Raw genomic sequence first — 19,500 nt, 5'->3', positions numbered from 1 at the left:
ATGATATCATTATTGACAATCCGTCAAAGGTCGTGCTCAGGCTGAAAAGGCCCTTCACTTGAGTGTCGGGCCTGTCGTTCAGGTACTCAGACGATGGCGATGGCCGGGTCGGCGGCTGCCAGGGCCTGGGCGCGGTCGGCGGCCGGTGGGTAGATCCACACCGAGTTGATCTGTTGCTTGAGCGCCTTGCCCTCCTGGCCCTGCAGTTTCAGTTCACGCTCCCAGCCTTCGCTGTACGCCGCGCCCCATTCACCCAGGTCGAGGCAGGTGACGTACTTGGGCTGGCGGTACACCACCGGCGCGATGCCCAGCAGGTCGGCCATGGCGTTGTTGCCCGAGTGGCGCCCCATGGGAATGGCGTGCTGGCAGGTCATCAGGGCGTGGTTGCCCAGTTCGTCGACGGCGGCCCAGGCCACGTCGCCCGTGGCGTAAATATGGTCCTGGCCGATCACCTTGAGATGGTCGTCGACCCGCAGGCGGCCCAGACCGTCACGTTCGCCGTCCACCTGCGCGGTCAGTGGACTGGCCTTCACGCCCACGGTCCAGATCACCGTCTTGCTGGCGATGTATTCGCCGTTGTCGAGGGTTACGCCGCCTGCGTCGACCGCGACGACCGAGGTGCCAGTGAGCCACTGCACACCCGCTTTCTCCGAGGCGGCGATGATCGACGGGGTGATGCCGGCGCCCAGTGCGGCGCCGATGTGCTGGCCACGGTCGACCAGGATCACACGGGCCTGCCCTTGGCCGAGGATGGCGTTCAGGCGAGCAGGCAGCTCGGTGGCGGTCTCGATGCCGGTGAACCCGCCGCCGCAAACCACCACGGTATTTCGCGCAGGTGAAGCGGGCAGGGCGGCGAGACCGACCAGGTGCTGCTCCAGGCGCACCGCTGACTCCATCTGGTCGACATCGAAGGTGTGCTCGGCCAGGCCCGGCACCGCAGGGCGTGCCACCTGGCTGCCGGCGGCGAGAACCAGGCGGTCGTAGCCGATCAGCCGAGGCTGGCCGTCGGCATCGGCGTAGCCGACCTGACGGGTCGCGCTGTCGATGGTCTTGGCGTTGCCCTGGATGAAGTTCACGCCCGTGGCCTTGAACAAGTCGCCCACCGAGGCCTGCATGCGCTGCACGTCCGCTTCATAGAAGCGCGGGCGGATGCGCAGTTGCGCCTGCGGGGCCAGCACGCTGATGCGCACGTCGTCACGCTGCGCCTGGTCGAGCAGACGGGCGGCGCTCAGGGCGCTCCAGACACCAGAGAAGCCGGCACCGATGATGAGGATGTGAGAGGTCATGCAGATGCTCCGTGAGGTAGGGGATGGGTCTTCGACGAGGTACTGAGTGCCTGTCGGATAACTACGACTGTATTGATCGTAGTTTAAGTCGGCAAGTGTTTTTTTTCTGGGGGGCGCCCCGGGCAGCGCTTCCTTGTGCCGTGAAACGCCGTGATTCCTGAGGTTTAAGGGTGAGGGGGAGATGACGAACGGTGCCGATGGGCTTTGCCTGTCGTTCATGAAGGGCGTACTATTTGCGACAAAACTAGTCGGAGATTGACATGTCGCTTTACAGTGCCGGCGTCGAGTACGGCATCCACTGCCTGTTGTTCCTGGTCGATGAGCGTGGTGACAGCCGGGAGTCCAGCGTGCGCGACCTGGCCGAGTTGCAGGGCGTGCCCCAGGAGTACCTGGCCAAGGTCTTCACCAAGCTGGCGCGTGCCGGGCTGGTGGTGGCCACCGAAGGGGTGCGCGGTGGTTTTCGCCTGGCACGGCCTTCCGACGAGATCTCGGTGCTGGATATCGTCACGGCTATCGACGGGCCGAAGAAGATCTTCGACTGCCGGGAGATTCGCGAACGTTGCGTGGTATTCGAGGGCTCGGCGCCGGGCTGGGCGACCGAGGGCACCTGTGCCATCCATGCGGTGATGCTGGGCGCGCAGAAGCGCATGGAGGAGGCGCTGGCGCAGCAGACCATTCTCGATCTGGCACGACGGTTCGGGCGCAAGGCGCCGGCGGAGTTCGGGCAGAAGGTCAATGACTGGATGAACGAGCGCCGCGATGGCAAGGGTGGGGGCGGGGATGTTCCGCTGCGTGCGATCTGATCGTTGTCGGGCCTGTCGCCCGAGCGCCAGTCAGGCGGAAAAAGAAAACCCGCCACGTGGGCGGGTTGAACAGAACGTATCGAAGCCTGTTCAGTCTGCCTGCGCGAATGTCAGAATTTCGTGAAGCGCGCCTTTAGAGGACGTGAATATCCGTAACTGAATTTTTCATTGGTCTGGGGCCTGCCATGGCATAGGGCGAATGTCGCGGCCCGGCGCCATCAGGCACGCAAAAAAAGCCCGCCAGGGTGGCGGGCAAGTGCGTTTTTGAAGGGAGAGTGCGTAGCGTGCGCCGTGTCGGTTAAGCCAAGGTTAACCATCCTGGAGATTGACCCTGCGCACCGATCGGCCTATACAGGCGGGCTCGTAGCGACCGGAGGCTGCCATGCACGACGAAGACGATCTGCCCGAACCTGAACACGACCACCTGCTGGACCCTGAATTCCATGAGGGTTTCGACCCGGAAGCGGACGCCTACGGCGCGCTGGACGATGTCGAGGAAGATGAAGCATCGATGGATGATTGCGACGATGACGATCATCCAGCCTGGCACGACGACCTCGACGACTGACCCGTGGCCGCCGTGCCTTGCGAGGTCAGCGGCGATCGAGGGAGAAGCGCCCGGCACCTGTCAGGGCCAGCAGGAGCAGCCCGCCGATGATGCTCAGGTTCTTCAGGAACTGGGTCATGTTGGCGCTGCGCTCCGGCTCGACCATGGTCCAGAACGGGTGGCCCAGCAGGGCGGTCCCGAGCACGAACAAGGCGAACAGCAGGGCCAGTGGGCGGGTGTAGAAGCCCAGGATCAGCAAGATGGCGACCACGAACTCCATGAACACCGCGACCGCTGCGGCAAGCATCGGTACCGGGGCGCCCAGTGACGTCATGTAGCCGACCGTGCCTTCGAAGCCGGTCAGTTTGCTCCAGCCAGACAGCACGAACAGGATCATCAGCAGGATACGGGCGAGCAGGAGGATGATGTCGCGTTGACCTTCGAGCAGGGTATAGCGCATGGCTACGCTCCGGTGGAAATGGACAACGTCCACTCTAGCAGTTGCCTGGAGGATTGCCGGAGGGCATGAAAAAGGCGCCTCGCGGGCGCCTTCTCATTGACAGGGAGTGGTGCGAGTGGCGGGACTCGAACCCGCAAGGCTCACGCCGACAGATTTTAAGTCTGCTGTGTATACCAATTCCACCACACTCGCACGTTCGGCTACCGCGCTTCATGGACAGAAGGGGTAGGCGATCAGGCGCGCTTTATAACCCATTGTTATAGAAGCGTCAACCGGGCGAAGGGTTCAGGGCGCGATGCCGCGGGCGATACCGCGCATTTCGCTGGCGCTGTGGCGCAACTCTCCGGTATGCCCATCCATGGCTCGAGCGTCGGCGTGGTGGATCGAGTGGCGCAGGTACATGGCGTGTCCCTCCAGTGTCTGGCACAACGCATCGAGTTCCGTGGCGGTGCGCATCAGGTCGTCCTGCAGCCCTTGCATGCGGAAGTTCGATGTCATGTCGCGTCCTTGGAGTGATCGAGGCGCGCCACTATAGGTCAATTGACAGGTTGCCGCCATTGCGCCACTGTGCGTGTTTTGGATCCAACTCGGCACGTCACCATGTCTTCGCGTTCTCCAGGTTCCACCCCTACAGAGCGAACCGTGCGCCCCAAGCTGTTCTGGCGGCTGCTGTTCTTGCAGGTCTGCCTGCTGGCGGCATTTCTCTATGTCGGTTTCATGAGCCTGGGCGGCTACCTGCTGATGCTGGGGCTCGACCCGCAGCATCCGCGGCGATACCTGGCGCTGGGGGGCGGCGTGCTGGTCCTGCTGGTAGGGCTGTGGCTGCTGAAGGTGGCGATGCCGCGGCGGCTCACGCCGTCGGTCGTGGAGCGCCACCGCTGACGATCGTCGCATGACGCCGCGCGCGGGTGGTACTTTGGCTACGCTCAGTTGTGTCCTTTCTCGGTGCCTGTGGAGTGCGCATGGCTTCAGTGACCCGACCGGCCCACTCGCTGATGCCCGAGGCCCGCTATGAACAGTTGGTCCAGGCGGTGGTGGACTATGCCATCTACATGCTCGACCCTGCGGGACATGTGGTGTCGTGGAACGCCGGCGCCGAACGAATCAAGGGCTATCGCGCCGATGAAGTGATCGGTCGGCATTTCTCGCTGTTCTTCACCGACCACGACCGCGCCGAAGGTCGCCCCGAACGCCTGCTGCAGCAGGCACTCACGCGGGGTGTCGCTCAGGACGAGGGGTGGCGGGTGCGCAAGGATGGCACGCAGTTCTGGGCGTTGGCGGCGTTGGATGTGATCCGTGACGAGCAGGGGCAGATCATCGGTCTGGCCAAGGTCACCCGTGATATCACCGATCGCCGCGAGTCCGCGCTGCAGATGGATGCCATGCGCGCGCAACTGTTCCAGGCGCAGAAGCTCGAGGCTCTGGGGCAACTGACCGGTGGCCTGGCCCATGACTTCAACAATCTGCTGACCATCATCCTCAGTTCGGCGCGCCTGGCGATTGGCAGCGCGGACCCGGCACGCACCCAGCGCCTGCTCGAGCATATCCTCGATGCGGGTCAGCGGGGCACGCAGCTCACCCAGCAGCTGCTCAGCTTCGCCCGCCATCGGCAGCTGAGCGTTGCCTGTATCGCTCCGGCCCAGGTGGTCGAGTCCACGCGTGCCCTGATGGAGCACGCCTTGCCGCGCGACATCGAACTGGATCAGCAGGTGCAGGCCAACCTGCCGATGATCGAAGTGGACGCCGGGCAACTGCAGATGGTCCTGCTCAATCTGATGTTCAACGCCCGGGACGCGATCGAGAATACCGGCCATATTCGCCTGCTGGTCGACTGTGTTCAGCTGGCCGGGGAGGTGGAAGGACTGCATGGGCACTTCGTGCGCTTCGAAGTGCGGGACGATGGTCAGGGCATCGACCCACAGGTGTTGCCACGCATCTTCGAGCCGTTTTTCACCACCAAGGCATTCGGCAAGGGCACTGGCCTGGGCCTGAGCCAGGCCTACGGCTTCGCCAGGCAGAGCAGGGGCGCGATCCATGTCGACAGCCAGCCTGGGGAGGGCACCTGCATGAGCCTGTACTTGCCCGTGAGTCTTGGCCCTGATCAACTTTCGAGCGATGGGTAGAAGGCGATGGTAGAACAACTCAAGCGGCTGCCCACGGGTATCGAAGGGCTCGACGCGCTGCTCAAGGGCGGACTGGTCGTTGGCGCGTCCTATATCGTCCAGGGCCATCCCGGATCGGGCAAGACCATCCTGGCCAACCAACTGGCCTGCAATCATGTGCGCGATGGTGGACGAGTGCTGGTGGCCACATTGCTCAGCGAGTCCCATGAGCGGTTGTTTCAGTACCTGTCGACGCTGACGTTCTTCGACCCGGCGCTGATGGGCGATGCGATCCAGTTCGTCAGCGCCTTCGACACCCTGGAACAGGATGGGCTGGACGCGGTGGTGAGGCTGTTGCGCCAGGAGATCGCCCGGCAGCAGGCCACCCTGCTCATCGTCGACGGCTTGCTCAATGCCCGCTCGCGGGCGGAAACCACCCTTGACACCAAGAAGTTCGTCTCCGAGCTGCAAGGGCATGCCGCTTTCGCCGGCTGCACCGTGCTGCTGCTGACCAGTGCGCGCCTGGAAGAGGGCAGCCCCGAACACACCATGGTCGATGGTGTCATCGAACTGAGCGAGCACATGGTCGGCAGTGTCGCCGTGCGCCATGTCCAACTGCGCAAGACGCGCGGCAGCGGCGCGCTTTCCGGCTGCCACGAGTGCCTGATCAACGAGACCGGGTTGCAGGTGTTTCCACGGCTGGAGTCGCTTTACAGTCGCCCCAGCGGGCCTGGCTCGCAAACGCTCGATCGCGTGACGACCGGGGTGGCCGATCTGGACAGGATGCTCGGTGGTGGCCTGGCCGAGGCATCGGTGAGCCTGTTGATGGGGCCCTCCGGGGTGGGCAAGACCGCACTGGGCATCGCTTTCCTGGCCGCTTCGAGCGCGACCGAACGCGGCCTGCATTGCGGTTTCTATGAAACGCCGGCGCGCTTGCGGTTGAAGGCCGCGGCGCTGGGTTACGACCTGGCGGAACTGGAGCGCAGCGGCGCGGTGCAACTGAGCTGGCAGCCGACCACCGAAGGCCTGCTGGACCAGGTCGGCGCTCGCTTGCTGGCGCAGGTCGAGGCGATGGGCGCCACGCGTGTGGTGATCGACAGCCTGGGCGCCTTCGGTCGCCTGGCGTTGGACCCGGCCCGGCTGAACGCCTTTTTCCGCGCCTTGACCGGCGAGTTGCGCGCACGCGGTGTCACGGTCCTGCTGACGTGGGAGATGCGTGACATCTTCGGCGCGGAAATCACCGCGCCCGCGCCGGATCTGTCGAGCATCGTGGACAATCTGATCCTGATGCGTTTCGCCGAACTGGAGGCGCAGCTGCACCGTGCGTTGTCGATCGTCAAGGTCCGCGACAGCGATCACGACCCATCCTTGCAGTCGCTGATCCTGGGGGCTGACGGTATCAGCCTGGAGCGGGTGTTCGAGGGGGCCAGTGGCGTGCTCAGTGGCTCAGCGACCTCGGCGGGAGATCGCTGATGGGATAACGCGATGAACAGCATCCTGATCGTCGATGACGAGTACCTGATCGCCGATATCCTCGGTTTCGCCCTGGAGGATGCGGGGTTCCTGGTGGAAAAGGCCAGCAACGGGCGCAAGGCCCTCGAGGCGCTCAAAGAGAAGCGGGTGGACCTGGTGATTACCGACTACATGATGCCGCTGCTCAATGGCGAGGAGCTGCTCAAGGCCATTCGTGACGAACTGCAACTGGCGGACCTGCCGGTGATTCTCATGAGCGCCGCCCAGGCCAGCCAAGCTCGCGCCAGCCCCGAGAGGTTCGCGGCGGTGTTCGACAAACCCTTCGAGATGGAGCGGATGATCGCCACGGTGCGCGAGCTGCTGGGCACCTGAAGCGTCGGGAGGGGCACCCCGCACGGGCGGGCAATCGATCAGGCGCATCCGTGCGGCATGATGCGGATCGCTTCAATGTTGTTCGTTGTCTTTCTCCGGGGCCGGGCTGCCGGCCTGGATGCGCTTGTAGATCTCTTCACGGTGCACCTGGACATCCTTCGGTGCATCGATGCCGATCCTCACTTGCATCCCCTTGACGCCCAGAATGGTGACTTTGATGTCATCGTCGATGACGATGCTTTCGCCAACCTTGCGGGTGAGTATCAGCATGTAGTTCTCCTTGGTGATATAGAAAACCACGGGGCGATTCGCCCAGTGGTGGGAGCCTGTCCCTCTTCCTTCTCATTAAAGACGCTTTCGGCGGATAGTAATTCCCCGGCGGACAAATTCTGTTGCCGGTCTTCAGTCGCAGGAGCCGATGGGCATGCGGCGATGCCCGTCGGCGGAGGTGCTCGGTGGCAAGGATAGGGGGCTTGGCGTCATATGGGAAATTTCTGTGTGCGATGAAGTAAATAGTCGTGCTCAATGATCGTCTGGTTGCCACGCTGCCAGCAGGAATTGCCGCAGTCCCGGCCCCCGATTGCCGTGGCGCTGGCTCGGCGGCTCAGCCGAGCAGGGCCACCGACTTGATCTGCGCCCACAGCCGCAGGCCGGGTTGCACACCGAGCTGGTCCGCCGAGTAGCGGGTGATGCGTGCCAGCAGTCCGCTGCCGGACGCGTCCAGGCTGACCAGTACATGGGCGGGGTTGTCCGCCGGGCGGCACTCGCGCACGCGTACCGGCAAGCGGTTGAGGATGCTCGAGGGCGCATGGGCATCCAGCGCGAGGCTGACATCACGGGCGTGGACCTTGAGCCGCAGGGTGCTGCCGACATGCAACGCCGGGTGGGCGATGCGCAGCAACTGGCCTTCGCTGCCGGGCAGGCGCAAGTCGAACAGTTCATAGTGCGGGTCGTGGCCGACCACCACGCCTTCGAGCACCACCCCGGCATCCTCGCCCTGGGCCAGGGACAGGTCGAGGCGGGCCAGGGTCTGGCCGATCGGCCCGCTGGCCACGGCCTTGCCGTGCTCCAGCAGCACCAGGTGGTCGGCCAGGCGCGCCACTTCGTCCTGGGCATGGCTGACATAGATGAGCGGGATATCCAGCTCATCGTGCAGGCGTTCCAGGTAGGGCAGGATTTCTCGTTTGCGTGCGCTGTCCAGCGCTGCCAGGGGTTCGTCCATCAGCAACAGGCGCGGGCTGCTGAGCAGCGCCCGGGCGATGCCGACCCGCTGGGCTTCGCCACCGGACAGCGTGCCTGGCTTGCGCGCCAGCAGGTGGCCGATGCCCAGCAACTGGCAGGCCTGGTCTTGGCTGATCTTGCGTTCGGCAGGGGCGATACGGCGCCAGCCGAACTCGAGGTTGCCGCGCACGGACAGATGCGGGAAGAGGCTGGCCTCCTGGAACACATAGCCCACCGGGCGCTTGTGCGGGGGGAGGAAATGTCCGCGCTGGCTGTCTTCCCAGACTTCGCCGTTGACCTCGATGTAGGCGCTGGCGGCGCGCTCCAGCCCGGCCAGGCAGCGCAGGCAGGAAGTCTTGCCCGAGCCGGAATGGCCGAACAGCGCGCTGATGCCGCGGCCAGGCAGGTCCAGGTCGACATCCAGGGTGAAGTCGTCGCGCGCCAGCATCAGGCGCGCTTGTATCGATGCACTCATCTCAGCTCCAGCCAGCCTTGCCACGGCGGCCGGCGTAGAGCATCAGCAGCACCAGGAAGGAGAACACCAGCATGGCCCCGGCCAGCCAGTGGGCCTGGGCGTATTCCATGGCTTCGACGTGATCGAAGATCTGCACCGAGACCACGCGGGTCTTGTCGGGAATGTTGCCGCCGATCATCAGCACCACGCCGAATTCGCCCACGGTGTGGGCGAAGCCGAGGATGCTGGCGGTAATGAAACCCGGGCGGGCCAGCGGCAGCACCACATGGACGAAGGTGTCCCAGGGGCTGGCGCGCAGCGTCGCGGCCACCTCCAGCGGGCGCTGGCCGATGGCGCCGAAGGCGTTCTGCAGTGGCTGCACCACGAACGGCATGGAGTACACCACCGAGCCGATCACCAGCCCGGTGAAGCTGAACACCACGCTGCCCAGGCCCAGGGCCTGGGTGGCCTGGCCGATCCAGCCGTGGGGGCCGAGGGCCAGTAGCAGGTAGAAGCCGATCACCGTTGGTGGCAGCACCAGAGGCAGCGCCACCACCGCGCCGATCGGCCCGCGCAGCCAGGAGCGGGTGCGCGCGAGCCACCAGGCGATGGGCGTGCCCAGCACCAGGAGGATCGCGGTGGTCAGGCTGGCCAGCTTGATGGTCAGCCAGATGGCACCCAGGTCACTGGCGTCGAGCGGCATCAGATTTCATAGCCGTAGGACTTGATCACCGCAGCGGCCTTCGGGCCTTTGAGATAGTCGACCAGGGCCTTGGCGGCCGGGTTGTCCTTGCCCTTGTTGAGAATGACCGCATCCTGGCGGATCGGGTCATGCAGCTCGGCGGGCACGATCCAGGCCGAGCCTTCGCTGACCTTGCCGTCCTTGTAGATCTGCGACAAGGCGACGAAGCCCAGCTCGGCATTGCCGGTGGAGACGAACTGGAAGGCCTGGGTGATGTTCTGGCCTTCGACGATCTTGGCCTTGGTGGCTTCGGTCAGCTTCAGCTTGTCCAGCACCTGGGTAGCGGCCAGGCCGTAGGGCGCGGCCTTGGGGTTGGCGATGGACAGGTGCTTGAAGTCGTTGTTCTTCAGGACCTCACCCTTGGCGTCGACGTAGCCCGGCTTGGCCGACCACAGGGCGAGGGTGCCGATGGCGTAGGTGAAGCGCGAGCCGGCAACGGTCTCTTTTTCCTGTTCGAGCTTGGCCGGGGTGGTGTCGTCGGCGGCGAGGAACACTTCGAACGGCGCGCCGTTCTTGATCTGCGCGTAGAACTGGCCGGTGGCGCCGTAGGCGGCGACCAGCTTGTGGCCGGTGTCTTTCTCGAAGTCCTTGGCGATGGCCTGGATCGGGGCAGTGAAGTTGGCGGCCACGGCAACCTGGACCTCATCGGCCAGGGCGCTGTTGACGCAAATCAGGGTGGCCAGGGCGCTGAAGGCCAGGTGGGAGAGGCGAGTACGCATGCGAACGGCTCCTAAGGGACGGCGGGGTTTTCGTTATGTCGCTGAATATATAGCGATACGCCATCCGTCGGGAAGGTCTGTCGAAACTATTTCCTGATCAGTGAGTCAGTTTTTGTGCTCCCAGGCCCGCAATGGCCTGGGTCAGCTCGCCGGCGGGCATTTGTCGTCCCAGGCGCAGTGCCTGGCCGGCCCACAGGTTGCTGAAGTCGCTGTTGCCCTGTGTATCGGTGATTGCCCGCAGGGGCATCAGCGCACCCCCGGCCAGGGGGAAGCGTGGCGCCAGGTCGCTCATGGGCCCCAGCTCGCGCATGATGCGGTTGTTGATGCCGCGCGCCGGGCGTCCGGTGAACAGGTTGGTCAGTGCGGTATCGCTGGCGGACGCATTGTCGAGGGCACGGCGATGGGCCGGAGAAACCTTGGCCTCGGGACAGAACAGGTAGGCGGTGCCGATCTGCACCGCCGAGGCCCCCAAGGCCAGCGCGGCCACCAGGCCACGATGATCGGCGATGCCACCGGCCGCGATCACCGGGACGTTCACGGCGTCGACGATCTGCGGCACCAGCGCGAAGGTGCCAATCTGGCTGGTGATGTCGTTGCTGAGGAACATGCCGCGGTGGCCGCCGGCCTCATAGCCCATGGCGATGATCGCGTCGCAACCGTGTCGTTCCAGCCAGAGCGCTTCCTCCACCGTGGTGGCGCTGGACAGCACCTTGGCGCCTGTCGCCTTGACCCGTGCCAGCAGTTCGGCCGCTGGCAGGCCGAAGTGGAAGCTGACCACCTCTGGGCGCAGCTCCTCGACCAGTCGGCAGCTCTGTTCGTCGAAAGGCGCGCGATTGGAGATCGGCGACGGCGCGTGGTAATCGGCCCCCACTTCCTCGTAGTAAGGTTTGAGGAGCGCTTTCCAGCGCGCATCGCGCTCGGGGTCGGGGGCCGGCGTCTGGTGGCAGAAGAAGTTCAGGTTGAGCGGGCCCCGGCAGGCGCCGCGGAATGTTTCGATCTCGTCGCGCGCCTGCTCGACGCTGAGCATGGCGCAGGGCAGGGCGCCCAGGCCACCGGCATTACCGACGGCGATGGCCATGGCCGACGCGCTGGCCCCGGCCATGGGCGCCTGGAGGATGGGCAGCTCGATGCCCAGCAGATCGAGGATGCGGCGGTCTTGCCAGGTGCTCATGGGCGACTCCTTGAGTGCGGCGGATCGGGCGTCGTTACAGGGCCTTGCTGACCTGGATGTCGCTGATCTTGTCGGCGTCGTCGCCATGGATCTGGCGCAGGGCCTGCCGGGCCTGCTCCAGGGAGGCATCGGGCATCAGGGCGAAGTCCCAGCGGCGCTGGCCATCGAGTTTGTACTTGATCACGTATTTGAGGGTCTGGGTCATGCGCTTATCCGAGTTTCGACGACGAGCGGCGAATGATCTTGATCTTGTGGGTGAAGGTGGGCTTGCGTGTCACCGAGATCGGGCGCGCGCTCACGGTGTCGATGGTGATGTTCCAGAAGCCGCTGCTGGGCACGGTGATCTTCGCGGGGAACCGCTCGAAGTGGCCGCCGTGGTAGGTGTGCCGTCCGCCATTCTTGAAACTGCGGAAGTTGGCGTCGTTCATCAGGCGGATGTTGCAGCGCTGGGAGCATTCGATGACGACGATATCGTCCTCGTTCAGATGCTCGCGCTGGTGTACGAATTTCATGGGGGGCTCCGCAAGGATTGGTTCTGCAAACGCTGAAAGATACCACGATGTGAGGTTACACTTGCGCCCGGACTGGCCCGGTCAGGGAGATTTCTGCCAGGCGCGGGAGCAAAACCGCCTGGATGTGGTCAGAGGATGACTTTGAAGAAGCTGGAGATGGCGTGCATGAAATGGGTGGTAACGGCGGTGGTGCTGGCGTTGGGCGGATGCGTCAGCGTGACTGAATTGGAACAGTCTCACGAAACCATGGATGTGATATCCGGCAAGACGCCCCGCGAGTATGCCGATTGCGTGAAGCTCAAACTGGCCGGTACCCGTGATCCGCTGCAAGAAGAGGCACGTGGTGACGGGCTGCGCCTGATCGTGCCGCAGAAGCTGACTGCCGGTGTCGGCCCGGCGGCATTGCTGGATATCGACAAGCGTGGCAGCGGCAGCGCGATCAAGGTGTACGAGCGGCTGAACAACTTCCCTCTGCGCCTGGGCGATGTGCGCACCTCGGCGACCCAGTGCATCTCCGGTTCTTGATCCAGCGCAGTTAATCGGCGATTAGCTGGCGAAATGCCATTTTCCTTCCCGGCGGCACGTTGTCGCACGCCGGGGAATAAGCCTAGTATTTCTGGGCTTATATCGTTTGAGCCTAAGCTTATAACAAGGAAATGGAGTCTCCGTGATGAATCCCTTGAGTCGTGTCGTGATCGGCAGCCTGCTGATCCTGGCCTGGCCCTCGGCGCACGCTGCCGACGGCCAGAAGGTCTTCAACCAGGGCGGGCAGAACCCCGCCGCCATGGCCTGTCTGGGCTGCCATGGGCCGGATGGCAAAGGCATCGCCGCTGCCGGCTTTCCTCGCCTTGCCGGCTTGCCCGCCGGCTATCTCGCCAAGCAGCTGCATGACTTTCGCGCCGGCAGCCGCAAGCAAGCGGTGATGGAGCCGCTGGCCAAGGCGCTGGACGACGCGGAAATCGAAGCGGTGAGCGCCTACCTGGCCAACTTGCCCGCCGATACCGCGCCTGACCTGCGTCGCCAGCAGATTGCCGGCGATCCCGCGACGCGCCTGGCGCTGTATGGCGACTGGAGCCGGAATATTCCCGGCTGCGTGCAGTGCCACGGCCCGGGCGGCAGCGGCGTCGGCGAGCACTTCCCGCCCCTGGCCGGGCAGCCCGCCGGCTATCTGGTGGCGCAGCTCAATGCCTGGCGCGACGGCAGCCGCAGCAATGACCCGAACCAGTTGATGCTCGACGTGGCCAAGGCGATGACCGATGCCGAGGTCAAGGCGGTCGCCGAATACTTCGCTCACCCGGCCAGCCAGGAGGTCAAGCCATGAAACCGATGATTCCCGCCCTGCTGTTGCTGGCCGTGGGCACGGTCCAGGCCGCCCCCATCGCCATGGAAGATCAGTCGCAGCTCAAGGTTCCGAGCGCAGACGCCGCGGCGCGGTTCGTCCCCCCGGCGGAAAGCGCGATTCCGGACAACGCCTTCGGCAAGATGGTCCGTGAAGGGCACGCGCTGTTCGTCGATACCCGCCGACTGATGCCCGAGGCCGTCGGCAACGGCATGAACTGCAGCAACTGCCACCTGGACCAGGGGCGCATGGCCCATTCCGCGCCGTTGTGGGGCGCATATCCGATGTATCCGGCCTATCGCAAGAAGAACGACAAGGTCAACACCTTTGCCGAACGCATCCAGGGCTGCTTCACGTTCAGCATGAACGGCAAGCCACCGGCCGCCGACAGCCCGCAGATGACGGCGTTGAGCGTGTACGCCTATTGGTTGTCGACCCAGGCGCCCACGGGTGTCGAGATTGCCGGGCGTGGTTATCCGGAAGTGCCCAAGCCCAAGGACGGCTACGACTTCAAGCGTGGCCGGCAGGTGTATGAACAGCAGTGCGCGCTTTGCCACGGCAACGATGGCGAAGGGCAGAAAGTGGCAGGGGAGTACGTGATGCCGCCGCTGTGGGGCAAGGACTCCTACAATTGGGGGGCCGGCATGCACCGCATCAACACCGCGGCCTCGTTCATCAAGTACAACATGCCCCTGGGCAAGCCTGGCAGCCTGAGCGACCAGCAGGCCTGGGACGTGGCGGCCTGGATCAATCGGCATGAGCGGCCCCAGGATCCGCGACTGGTCGAAGGCTCGATCGAGAAGACCCGGCTGAAGTTCCATGCCAACGACGGGGTCAACCTGTACGGGCAGAAGGTCGATGGCGTGCTGATCGGGCAGGGGGTCGGCGGCTGATTCGACATCATCGCGGGGCAAGTCGCATCGGCGCACCGCCAATGCGACTTGCCCCGCGATGATGCTGCCGTTCGCCTGAAGTTCACGCCTTGGCGGAACTATCTACACTGGAATATCTCTATGATGGCATCGGCCAGCGCGGGGGGCATTGTAAGGTGATCGCCGCCTGATTAGACTGCGCCGAATTTCGTACGCAAAGCCCTTGTTAAGGACGTATATGATCAAGAAATGCTTGTTCCCGGCAGCCGGTTACGGCACCCGCTTCCTGCCCGCTACCAAAGCCATGCCCAAGGAAATGCTGCCGGTGGTCAACAAGCCACTGATCCAGTATGGCGTCGAAGAGGCACTGGACGCCGGCCTGAACGAGATCTCCATCGTCACCGGCCGCGGCAAGCGCGCCCTGGAAGACCACTTCGACATCAGCTATGAGCTGGAAAACCAGATCAAGGGCACCGACAAGGAGAAATACCTGGTCGGCATCCGTCGTTTGCTGGACGAGTGCTCGTTCTCCTACACCCGTCAGACCGAAATGAAAGGCCTGGGCCACGCGATCCTGACCGGTCGTCCACTGATCGGTGACGAGCCTTTCGCTGTGGTGCTGGCGGATGACCTGTGCGTCAACCTCGATGGTGAAGGCGTGCTCGCGCAGATGGTCGAGCTGTACAAGCGCTACCGTTGCTCGATCGTCGCCATCCAGGAGGTCGATCCGCAGGAAACCAACAAGTACGGCGTGATCGCCGGTGAAGAAATCCGCGACGGTATCTTCCGCGTGGACGCCATGGTCGAGAAGCCCAAGCCGGAAGACGCGCCGTCCAACCTGGCGATCATCGGCCGCTACATCCTGACCCCGGACATCTTCGAGAAGATCGAGCAGACCGAGCCGGGCAAGGGCGGTGAGATCCAGATCACCGACGCGCTGATGAAGCAGGCCGCCGAAGGCAACGTCATCGCCTACAAGTTCAAGGGCAAGCGCTTCGACTGCGGCGGTGCCGAAGGCTACATCGAGGCGACCAACTTCTGCTTCGAGAACTTCTACAAGACCGGCAAGGCCTACTGACAAGCCGCTGCCGAGCTGAACCGGGGCCGCCTTGCGGCCCATCGCGGGCAAGCCCGTTCCCACAGGATCATACGGTCCCTGTGGGAACGGGCTTGCCCGCGATGGGCCGCAGGGCGGCCCCAATGCTTTTGGTGGGCCGCCAACGGCGCTATGCTGGGCGCCTGCTTAGGAGACTGACTGCATGGCCTACGATTTTGATCTGTTCGTGATTGGCGCGGGTTCCGGTGGTGTGCGTGCGGCACGTTTCGCTGCCGGTTTCGGTGCCAAGGTGGCGGTGGCCGAAAGCCGTTACCTGGGGGGCACCTGCGTCAATGTCGGATGTGTGCCGAAAAAACTGCTGGTGTACGGCGCCCACGTGGCCGACGAGCTGGAGCAGGCCGCCGGCTTTGGCTGGACCCTCGAGGAGGGCCACTTCGACTGGGGCACCCTGATCGCCAACAAGAACCGCGAGATCGAGCGTCTCAACGGCATCTACCGCAACCTGCTGGTCAACAGCGGCGTCACTTTGCTGCAGGGGCATGCGCGCATGACCGGCGCTCACGAAGTGGAAGTCGAAGGCCAGCGCTACAGCGCCGAACACATCCTGATCGCCACTGGCGGCTGGCCGCAGGTGCCGGACATCCCAGGCAAGGAGCTGGCCATTACCTCCAACGAGGCGTTCTACCTCAAGGACCTGCCGCGCCGGGTGCTGGTGGTGGGGGGAGGTTACATCGCCGTCGAGTTCGCCGGGATCTTCCAGGGCCTGGGCGCCGATACCTCGTTGCTCTACCGTGGCGACCTGTTCCTGCGCGGCTTCGACGGTTCGGTGCGCACGCACCTGAAGGAAGAGCTGGAGAAGCGCGGCATGAACCTTCAGTTCAACGCCGATATCCAGCGCATCGACAAGCTCGACGACGGCAGCCTGAAGGCCACCCTCAAGGACGGTCGCGAGCTCGTTGCCGACTGCATCTTCTACGCCACCGGGCGCCGGCCGATGCTGGACAACCTGGGCCTGGAGAACACCGGGGTCGAACTGGACCCGCGCGGCTTCATCCGCGTCGACGAGCAGTACCAGACCACCGAGCCGTCGGTGCTGGCCATTGGTGACGTGATTGGCCGTGTGCAACTTACCCCCGTGGCGCTGGCCGAAGGCATGGCCGTGGCCCGGCGCCTGTTCAAGCCCGAGCAGTATCGCCCGGTCGACTACCAGAACATCCCGACCGCGGTGTTCAGTCAGCCGCCTATCGGCACCGTGGGCCTGACCGAGGAGCAGGCGCTGGCCGCCGGGCACAAGGTGCAGATCTTCGAGAGCCGCTTCCGGGCGATGAAGCTGACCCTGACCGATATTCAGGAAAAGACCCTGATGAAGCTGGTGGTCGATGCCGACACCGACAAGGTGCTGGGCTGCCACATGGTCGGACCGGATGCTGGCGAGATCATCCAGGGGCTTGGGATTGCCCTGAAGGCGGGTGCGACCAAGCAGCAGTTCGACGAGACCATAGGCGTGCATCCGACGGCCGCCGAAGAGTTCGTGACCATGCGCACCGTGACCCGTTGATCTGGACTCGTCGCGGTCTCTGTGGGAGCGGGCTTGCCCGCGAAAATGACACTGCGGTGTATGGCACGGGCTACGCCCGTGTTCGCGGGCAAGCCCGCTCCCACACGTTTGCTCAGCCCAATCCCTTCTATTAATAATCCCGCCTTATAGCCAAAACCAATCACCAGCATGAGCTTTGCCAATGAGCCTTCATCGGGACCAGCGGTTAGGATTCTCTCCGTCAACCGATTTCAACCCATGAAGGAGCGTCTCTCATGCCAATCATCAACAGCCAGGTCAAACCGTTCAACGCCACCGCCTACCACAACGGCGAATTCGTCCAGGTAAGCGAAGCCGACCTGAAAGGTAAGTGGTCCGTGGTGTTCTTCTACCCAGCCGACTTCACCTTCGTCTGCCCGACCGAGCTGGGCGACCTCGCTGACAACTACGCCGAGTTCCAGAAGCTGGGCGTGGAAATCTACGGTGTGTCCACCGACACCCACTTCACCCACAAAGCCTGGCATGACACCTCGGACACCATCGGCAAGATCAAGTACCCGCTGATCGGTGACCCGACCCACGTCATCGCCCGCAACTTCGACGTGCTGATCGAAGAAGCCGGCCTGGCCGATCGCGGTACCTTCGTGATCAACCCGGAAGGTCAGATCAAGATCGTCGAAATCAACGACGGCGGTGTAGGCCGTGACGCCAGCGAACTGCTGCGCAAGGTCAAGGCTGCCCAGTACGTTGCCGCCCACCCAGGCGAAGTCTGCCCGGCCAAGTGGAAAGAAGGCGAAGCCACCCTGGCGCCATCCCTTGACCTGGTCGGCAAGATCTAATTTTCGTCCGATAAGCGCCTGCGCGACGACCATGCTGCGTTGAAAACAGGCTCGGAATGCTCATTTGCACCCAGCAAAGTCGAGCGCGACTCCGACCGTTCCTCGCCTGTTTTCGCCTTGCCTGATCGCCGCGCAGTCACTTCTCGAACGAAAATCCGGTTATGCGCCAATCGCGGGCGGTAGACAGCCGCCAAAGCTGAAGAAGTTACCGCCCCGTAAGAACGCCCGGGCGATCTCGCCTGGGCGTTTTTGTATCCGAGTTTTGAAAAAAAGGAATCGCCCGTATGTTGGACGCCACGCTTAAATCGCAACTGAAAACCTACCTGGAGCGGGTCACCCAGCCGATCGAGATCGTTGCCTCCCTCGACGACGGCGCGAAGTCCCGCGAACTGCACGACCTGCTGGTGGAAATCGCCGGCCTGTCGAACCTCATTACCTTCAGCGCGGACGGCAACGACGCCCGTCGTCCCTCGTTCTCGCTGAACCGCCCAGGGGCCGATATCAGCCTGCGCTTCGCCGGCATCCCCATGGGCCACGAATTCACCTCCCTGGTGCTGGCGCTGCTGCAGGTCGGCGGTCACCCCTCCAAGGCCAGTGCCGAAGTGATCGAGCAGATCCAGGCGCTGGAAGGCGAGTTCACCTTCGAGACCTACTTCTCGCTGTCGTGCCAGAACTGCCCGGACGTGGTCCAGGCACTGAACCTGATGGCGGTGCTCAACCCCAATGTGCGCCACGTCGCCATCGACGGCGCGCTGTTCCAGGAAGAAGTCGAGTCGCGCAAGATCATGGCGGTGCCGAGCGTCTACCTGAACGGTGAAGTCTTCGGCCAGGGCCGCATGGGCCTGGAAGAGATCCTCGGCAAGATCGACACCAATGCCGGCGCCCGCCAGGCCGAGAAGATCAACGCCAAGGACGCCTTCGACGTGCTGGTGGTCGGGGGTGGCCCGGCGGGCGCCGCCGCCGCGATCTACGCCGCGCGCAAGGGCATCCGTACCGGTGTCGCCGCCGAGCGCTTCGGCGGCCAGGTGCTCGATACCCTGGCGATCGAGAACTTCATCTCGGTGCAGGAGACCGAAGGGCCGAAGCTGGCCACGGCCCTGGAAGAGCACGTCAAGCAGTACGACGTCGACATCATGAACCTGCAGCGCGGCGAAGCGCTGGTCCCGGCCACCGATGGCGGCCTGCACGAAGTACGCCTGGCCGGTGGCGCCTCGCTCAAGGCCAAGACCGTGATCCTCGCCACCGGCGCCCGCTGGCGTGAAATGAACGTGCCGGGCGAGCAGCAATACCGTGCCCGTGGCGTGGCCTACTGCCCGCACTGCGACGGCCCGCTGTTCAAGGGCAAGCGCGTGGCGGTGATCGGCGGTGGCAACTCCGGCGTGGAAGCGGCCATCGACCTGGCCGGTATCGTCGCCCAGGTGACCCTGATCGAGTTCGACAGCCAGCTGCGCGCCGATGCCGTGCTGCAGCGCAAGCTGCACAGCCTGGCGAACGTCAAGGTGATCACCAGCGCGTTGACCACCGAAGTGGTCGGCGATGGCGAGAAGGTCACCGGCCTGCGTTACAAGGACCGTACCAGCGATACGCTGCATGACCTGGCGCTGGAAGGCATCTTCGTGCAGATCGGCCTGCTGCCCAACACCGACTGGCTCAAGGGCACGGTCGAGCTGTCGCCGCGTGGCGAGATCATCGTCGACGCCAAGGGCCAGACCAGCATCCCAGGCGTGTTCGCCGCCGGTGACGTGACCACGGTGCCGTACAAGCAGATCGTCATCGCCGTGGGCGAAGGCGCCAAGGCATCGCTGGCCGCGTTCGATCACCTGATCCGCACCTCGGCGCCGGCCTGAGTCGCCGCCGTCACGAAAACGCCGTCATGCCGCAGGCATGGCGGCGTTTTCGTACGCTTGAATCTGCAACTTCCCGCGACATACGTTGCAACTGTCCGCTATCGCTTCATCCCGCCGGTTATCCCTCCCTCCCGTGCTAGAATACGC

23 protein-coding genes and 1 tRNA gene are annotated in these 19,500 nt (G+C 64.1%); 13 read left to right on the top strand and 11 right to left on the bottom strand.

Annotated features, from left to right (window positions below):
• Nucleotides 1-86 precede the first annotated feature (86 nt).
• Entirely contained in the window at nucleotides 87-1,286 is a 1,200-nt protein-coding gene (locus tag ACYUME_RS16005) for an NAD(P)/FAD-dependent oxidoreductase (RefSeq protein ID WP_460415710.1), read from the bottom strand.
• A gap of 260 nt (nucleotides 1,287-1,546) precedes the next feature.
• Between ACYUME_RS16005 and ACYUME_RS16000 the strand changes: the two genes are divergently transcribed.
• Together ACYUME_RS16000 and ACYUME_RS15995 are read left to right on the top strand one after the other, a co-directional pair.
• Nucleotides 1,547-2,089, top strand: a complete 543-nt coding sequence (locus ACYUME_RS16000) for an RrF2 family transcriptional regulator (protein ID WP_279887010.1) — start codon at nucleotides 1,547-1,549, stop codon at nucleotides 2,087-2,089.
• Nucleotides 2,090-2,471: 382 nt separating this feature from the next.
• Complete coding sequence (locus tag ACYUME_RS15995) at nucleotides 2,472-2,657, top strand: hypothetical protein (RefSeq protein ID WP_460415708.1); 186 nt, start codon at nucleotides 2,472-2,474, stop codon at nucleotides 2,655-2,657.
• A 25-nt stretch (nucleotides 2,658-2,682) separates the two neighbouring features.
• Here ACYUME_RS15995 and ACYUME_RS15990 read toward each other — a convergent pair whose 3' ends face one another.
• From ACYUME_RS15990 to ACYUME_RS15980, 3 genes are all read right to left on the bottom strand, one after another.
• Nucleotides 2,683-3,096 (bottom strand): DoxX family protein, encoded by a 414-nt coding sequence (locus tag ACYUME_RS15990; RefSeq protein ID WP_460415706.1) that lies wholly within the window; start codon nucleotides 3,094-3,096, stop codon nucleotides 2,683-2,685.
• A gap of 107 nt (nucleotides 3,097-3,203) precedes the next feature.
• Nucleotides 3,204-3,288, bottom strand: a tRNA-Leu gene (locus ACYUME_RS15985).
• Nucleotides 3,289-3,381: 93 nt separating this feature from the next.
• Nucleotides 3,382-3,594 (bottom strand): hypothetical protein, encoded by a 213-nt coding sequence (locus ACYUME_RS15980; protein WP_279887014.1) that lies wholly within the window; start codon nucleotides 3,592-3,594, stop codon nucleotides 3,382-3,384.
• Between the two features lie 102 nt (nucleotides 3,595-3,696).
• Between ACYUME_RS15980 and ACYUME_RS15975 the strand changes: the two genes are divergently transcribed.
• The 4 genes from ACYUME_RS15975 to ACYUME_RS15960 all read left to right on the top strand — a co-directional run bounded on the left by ACYUME_RS15975 (nucleotide 3,697) and on the right by ACYUME_RS15960 (nucleotide 7,043).
• Nucleotides 3,697-3,978 carry a hypothetical protein gene (locus ACYUME_RS15975; RefSeq protein WP_279887015.1) on the top strand — a complete coding sequence of 94 codons (282 nt, stop codon included), beginning with the start codon at nucleotides 3,697-3,699 and terminating at the stop codon, nucleotides 3,976-3,978.
• An 80-nt stretch (nucleotides 3,979-4,058) separates the two neighbouring features.
• Nucleotides 4,059-5,219 (top strand): two-component system sensor histidine kinase NtrB, encoded by a 1,161-nt coding sequence (locus ACYUME_RS15970; protein WP_279887017.1) that lies wholly within the window; start codon nucleotides 4,059-4,061, stop codon nucleotides 5,217-5,219.
• Between the two features lie 6 nt (nucleotides 5,220-5,225).
• Complete coding sequence (locus ACYUME_RS15965) at nucleotides 5,226-6,671, top strand: ATPase domain-containing protein (protein WP_460415703.1); 1,446 nt, start codon at nucleotides 5,226-5,228, stop codon at nucleotides 6,669-6,671.
• A 12-nt stretch (nucleotides 6,672-6,683) separates the two neighbouring features.
• Complete coding sequence (locus ACYUME_RS15960) at nucleotides 6,684-7,043, top strand: response regulator (protein ID WP_460415701.1); 360 nt, start codon at nucleotides 6,684-6,686, stop codon at nucleotides 7,041-7,043.
• A 72-nt stretch (nucleotides 7,044-7,115) separates the two neighbouring features.
• Here the strand turns inward: ACYUME_RS15960 and csrA are convergent, their stop codons facing one another.
• From csrA to ACYUME_RS15925, 7 genes are all read right to left on the bottom strand, one after another.
• A complete protein-coding gene (gene csrA / locus ACYUME_RS15955; RefSeq protein WP_279807587.1) occupies nucleotides 7,116-7,313 on the bottom strand; it encodes a carbon storage regulator CsrA in 198 nt (65 codons plus the stop codon).
• 334 nt (nucleotides 7,314-7,647) lie between these two features.
• Nucleotides 7,648-8,739 carry a molybdenum ABC transporter ATP-binding protein gene (gene modC / locus ACYUME_RS15950; RefSeq protein ID WP_460415699.1) on the bottom strand — a complete coding sequence of 364 codons (1,092 nt, stop codon included), beginning with the start codon at nucleotides 8,737-8,739 and terminating at the stop codon, nucleotides 7,648-7,650.
• 1 nt (nucleotide 8,740) lies between these two features.
• Entirely contained in the window at nucleotides 8,741-9,421 is a 681-nt protein-coding gene (gene modB / locus ACYUME_RS15945; RefSeq protein ID WP_186661628.1) for a molybdate ABC transporter permease subunit, read from the bottom strand.
• Nucleotides 9,421-10,179, bottom strand: a complete 759-nt coding sequence (gene modA / locus ACYUME_RS15940; RefSeq protein WP_460415697.1) for a molybdate ABC transporter substrate-binding protein — start codon at nucleotides 10,177-10,179, stop codon at nucleotides 9,421-9,423. The genes modB and modA overlap by 1 nt, the downstream gene beginning before the upstream one ends.
• A gap of 97 nt (nucleotides 10,180-10,276) precedes the next feature.
• A complete protein-coding gene (locus tag ACYUME_RS15935) occupies nucleotides 10,277-11,350 on the bottom strand; it encodes an NAD(P)H-dependent flavin oxidoreductase (protein WP_460415695.1) in 1,074 nt (357 codons plus the stop codon).
• A 34-nt stretch (nucleotides 11,351-11,384) separates the two neighbouring features.
• Entirely contained in the window at nucleotides 11,385-11,555 is a 171-nt protein-coding gene (locus ACYUME_RS15930) for a hypothetical protein (RefSeq protein WP_279887025.1), read from the bottom strand.
• Nucleotides 11,556-11,559: 4 nt separating this feature from the next.
• Complete coding sequence (locus ACYUME_RS15925; protein WP_279887027.1) at nucleotides 11,560-11,862, bottom strand: DUF1883 domain-containing protein; 303 nt, start codon at nucleotides 11,860-11,862, stop codon at nucleotides 11,560-11,562.
• Nucleotides 11,863-12,027: 165 nt separating this feature from the next.
• Between ACYUME_RS15925 and ACYUME_RS15920 the strand changes: the two genes are divergently transcribed.
• From ACYUME_RS15920 to ahpF, 7 genes are all read left to right on the top strand, one after another.
• A complete protein-coding gene (locus ACYUME_RS15920) occupies nucleotides 12,028-12,387 on the top strand; it encodes a hypothetical protein (RefSeq protein WP_460415693.1) in 360 nt (119 codons plus the stop codon).
• A gap of 145 nt (nucleotides 12,388-12,532) precedes the next feature.
• Entirely contained in the window at nucleotides 12,533-13,183 is a 651-nt protein-coding gene (locus ACYUME_RS15915; protein ID WP_460415692.1) for a c-type cytochrome, read from the top strand.
• Nucleotides 13,180-14,094, top strand: coding sequence for a c-type cytochrome (locus ACYUME_RS15910; RefSeq protein ID WP_460415690.1), 915 nt, complete (start codon nucleotides 13,180-13,182; stop codon nucleotides 14,092-14,094). Before ACYUME_RS15915 ends, ACYUME_RS15910 begins: the two co-directional genes overlap by 4 nt.
• A gap of 217 nt (nucleotides 14,095-14,311) precedes the next feature.
• The gene (gene galU, locus ACYUME_RS15905; RefSeq protein WP_279887031.1) at nucleotides 14,312-15,151 is read left to right on the top strand and encodes a UTP--glucose-1-phosphate uridylyltransferase GalU; all 840 of its coding nucleotides are present in this window, start codon (nucleotides 14,312-14,314) and stop codon (nucleotides 15,149-15,151) included.
• Between the two features lie 181 nt (nucleotides 15,152-15,332).
• On the top strand, nucleotides 15,333-16,688 hold the full coding sequence (gene gorA / locus ACYUME_RS15900; protein WP_279887033.1) for a glutathione-disulfide reductase: 1,356 nt from the start codon (nucleotides 15,333-15,335) through the stop codon (nucleotides 16,686-16,688).
• Nucleotides 16,689-16,942: 254 nt separating this feature from the next.
• Nucleotides 16,943-17,506 carry an alkyl hydroperoxide reductase subunit C gene (gene ahpC / locus ACYUME_RS15895; RefSeq protein WP_279807573.1) on the top strand — a complete coding sequence of 188 codons (564 nt, stop codon included), beginning with the start codon at nucleotides 16,943-16,945 and terminating at the stop codon, nucleotides 17,504-17,506.
• A 284-nt stretch (nucleotides 17,507-17,790) separates the two neighbouring features.
• Nucleotides 17,791-19,353: an alkyl hydroperoxide reductase subunit F gene (gene ahpF, locus ACYUME_RS15890; RefSeq protein ID WP_460415687.1), complete on the top strand. Its 1,563-nt coding sequence runs from the start codon at nucleotides 17,791-17,793 to the stop codon at nucleotides 19,351-19,353.
• The last annotated feature ends 147 nt before the right edge of the window (nucleotides 19,354-19,500 follow it).

The organism is Pseudomonas sp. microsymbiont 2 (assembly GCF_054788395.1).
The sequence above is the reverse complement of the archived record's forward strand: the minus strand, read 5'-3'. Positions and strand labels throughout refer to the sequence as shown.

What these genes read in the sequence shown, in the direction of transcription:
- ahpF (WP_460415687.1), top strand. Translation starts at nt 17,791, where the DNA reads ATGTTGGACGCCACGCTTAAATCGCAACTGAAAACCTACCTGGAGCGG.
- ACYUME_RS15980 (WP_279887014.1), bottom strand. Translation starts at nt 3,594, where the DNA reads ATGACATCGAACTTCCGCATGCAAGGGCTGCAGGACGACCTGATGCGC.
- modA (WP_460415697.1), bottom strand. Translation starts at nt 10,179, where the DNA reads ATGCGTACTCGCCTCTCCCACCTGGCCTTCAGCGCCCTGGCCACCCTG.
- ACYUME_RS15975 (WP_279887015.1), top strand. Translation starts at nt 3,697, where the DNA reads ATGTCTTCGCGTTCTCCAGGTTCCACCCCTACAGAGCGAACCGTGCGC.
- csrA (WP_279807587.1), bottom strand. Translation starts at nt 7,313, where the DNA reads ATGCTGATACTCACCCGCAAGGTTGGCGAAAGCATCGTCATCGACGAT.
- ACYUME_RS15960 (WP_460415701.1), top strand. Translation starts at nt 6,684, where the DNA reads ATGAACAGCATCCTGATCGTCGATGACGAGTACCTGATCGCCGATATC.
- ACYUME_RS15910 (WP_460415690.1), top strand. Translation starts at nt 13,180, where the DNA reads ATGAAACCGATGATTCCCGCCCTGCTGTTGCTGGCCGTGGGCACGGTC.
- modB (WP_186661628.1), bottom strand. Translation starts at nt 9,421, where the DNA reads ATGCCGCTCGACGCCAGTGACCTGGGTGCCATCTGGCTGACCATCAAG.
- ACYUME_RS15935 (WP_460415695.1), bottom strand. Translation starts at nt 11,350, where the DNA reads ATGAGCACCTGGCAAGACCGCCGCATCCTCGATCTGCTGGGCATCGAG.
- modC (WP_460415699.1), bottom strand. Translation starts at nt 8,739, where the DNA reads ATGAGTGCATCGATACAAGCGCGCCTGATGCTGGCGCGCGACGACTTC.
- ACYUME_RS16005 (WP_460415710.1), bottom strand. Translation starts at nt 1,286, where the DNA reads ATGACCTCTCACATCCTCATCATCGGTGCCGGCTTCTCTGGTGTCTGG.
- ACYUME_RS15995 (WP_460415708.1), top strand. Translation starts at nt 2,472, where the DNA reads ATGCACGACGAAGACGATCTGCCCGAACCTGAACACGACCACCTGCTG.
- gorA (WP_279887033.1), top strand. Translation starts at nt 15,333, where the DNA reads ATGGCCTACGATTTTGATCTGTTCGTGATTGGCGCGGGTTCCGGTGGT.
- ACYUME_RS15920 (WP_460415693.1), top strand. Translation starts at nt 12,028, where the DNA reads ATGAAATGGGTGGTAACGGCGGTGGTGCTGGCGTTGGGCGGATGCGTC.
- galU (WP_279887031.1), top strand. Translation starts at nt 14,312, where the DNA reads ATGATCAAGAAATGCTTGTTCCCGGCAGCCGGTTACGGCACCCGCTTC.
- ahpC (WP_279807573.1), top strand. Translation starts at nt 16,943, where the DNA reads ATGCCAATCATCAACAGCCAGGTCAAACCGTTCAACGCCACCGCCTAC.
- ACYUME_RS15990 (WP_460415706.1), bottom strand. Translation starts at nt 3,096, where the DNA reads ATGCGCTATACCCTGCTCGAAGGTCAACGCGACATCATCCTCCTGCTC.
- ACYUME_RS15970 (WP_279887017.1), top strand. Translation starts at nt 4,059, where the DNA reads ATGGCTTCAGTGACCCGACCGGCCCACTCGCTGATGCCCGAGGCCCGC.
- ACYUME_RS16000 (WP_279887010.1), top strand. Translation starts at nt 1,547, where the DNA reads ATGTCGCTTTACAGTGCCGGCGTCGAGTACGGCATCCACTGCCTGTTG.
- ACYUME_RS15925 (WP_279887027.1), bottom strand. Translation starts at nt 11,862, where the DNA reads ATGAAATTCGTACACCAGCGCGAGCATCTGAACGAGGACGATATCGTC.
- ACYUME_RS15930 (WP_279887025.1), bottom strand. Translation starts at nt 11,555, where the DNA reads ATGACCCAGACCCTCAAATACGTGATCAAGTACAAACTCGATGGCCAG.
- ACYUME_RS15965 (WP_460415703.1), top strand. Translation starts at nt 5,226, where the DNA reads ATGGTAGAACAACTCAAGCGGCTGCCCACGGGTATCGAAGGGCTCGAC.
- ACYUME_RS15915 (WP_460415692.1), top strand. Translation starts at nt 12,533, where the DNA reads ATGAATCCCTTGAGTCGTGTCGTGATCGGCAGCCTGCTGATCCTGGCC.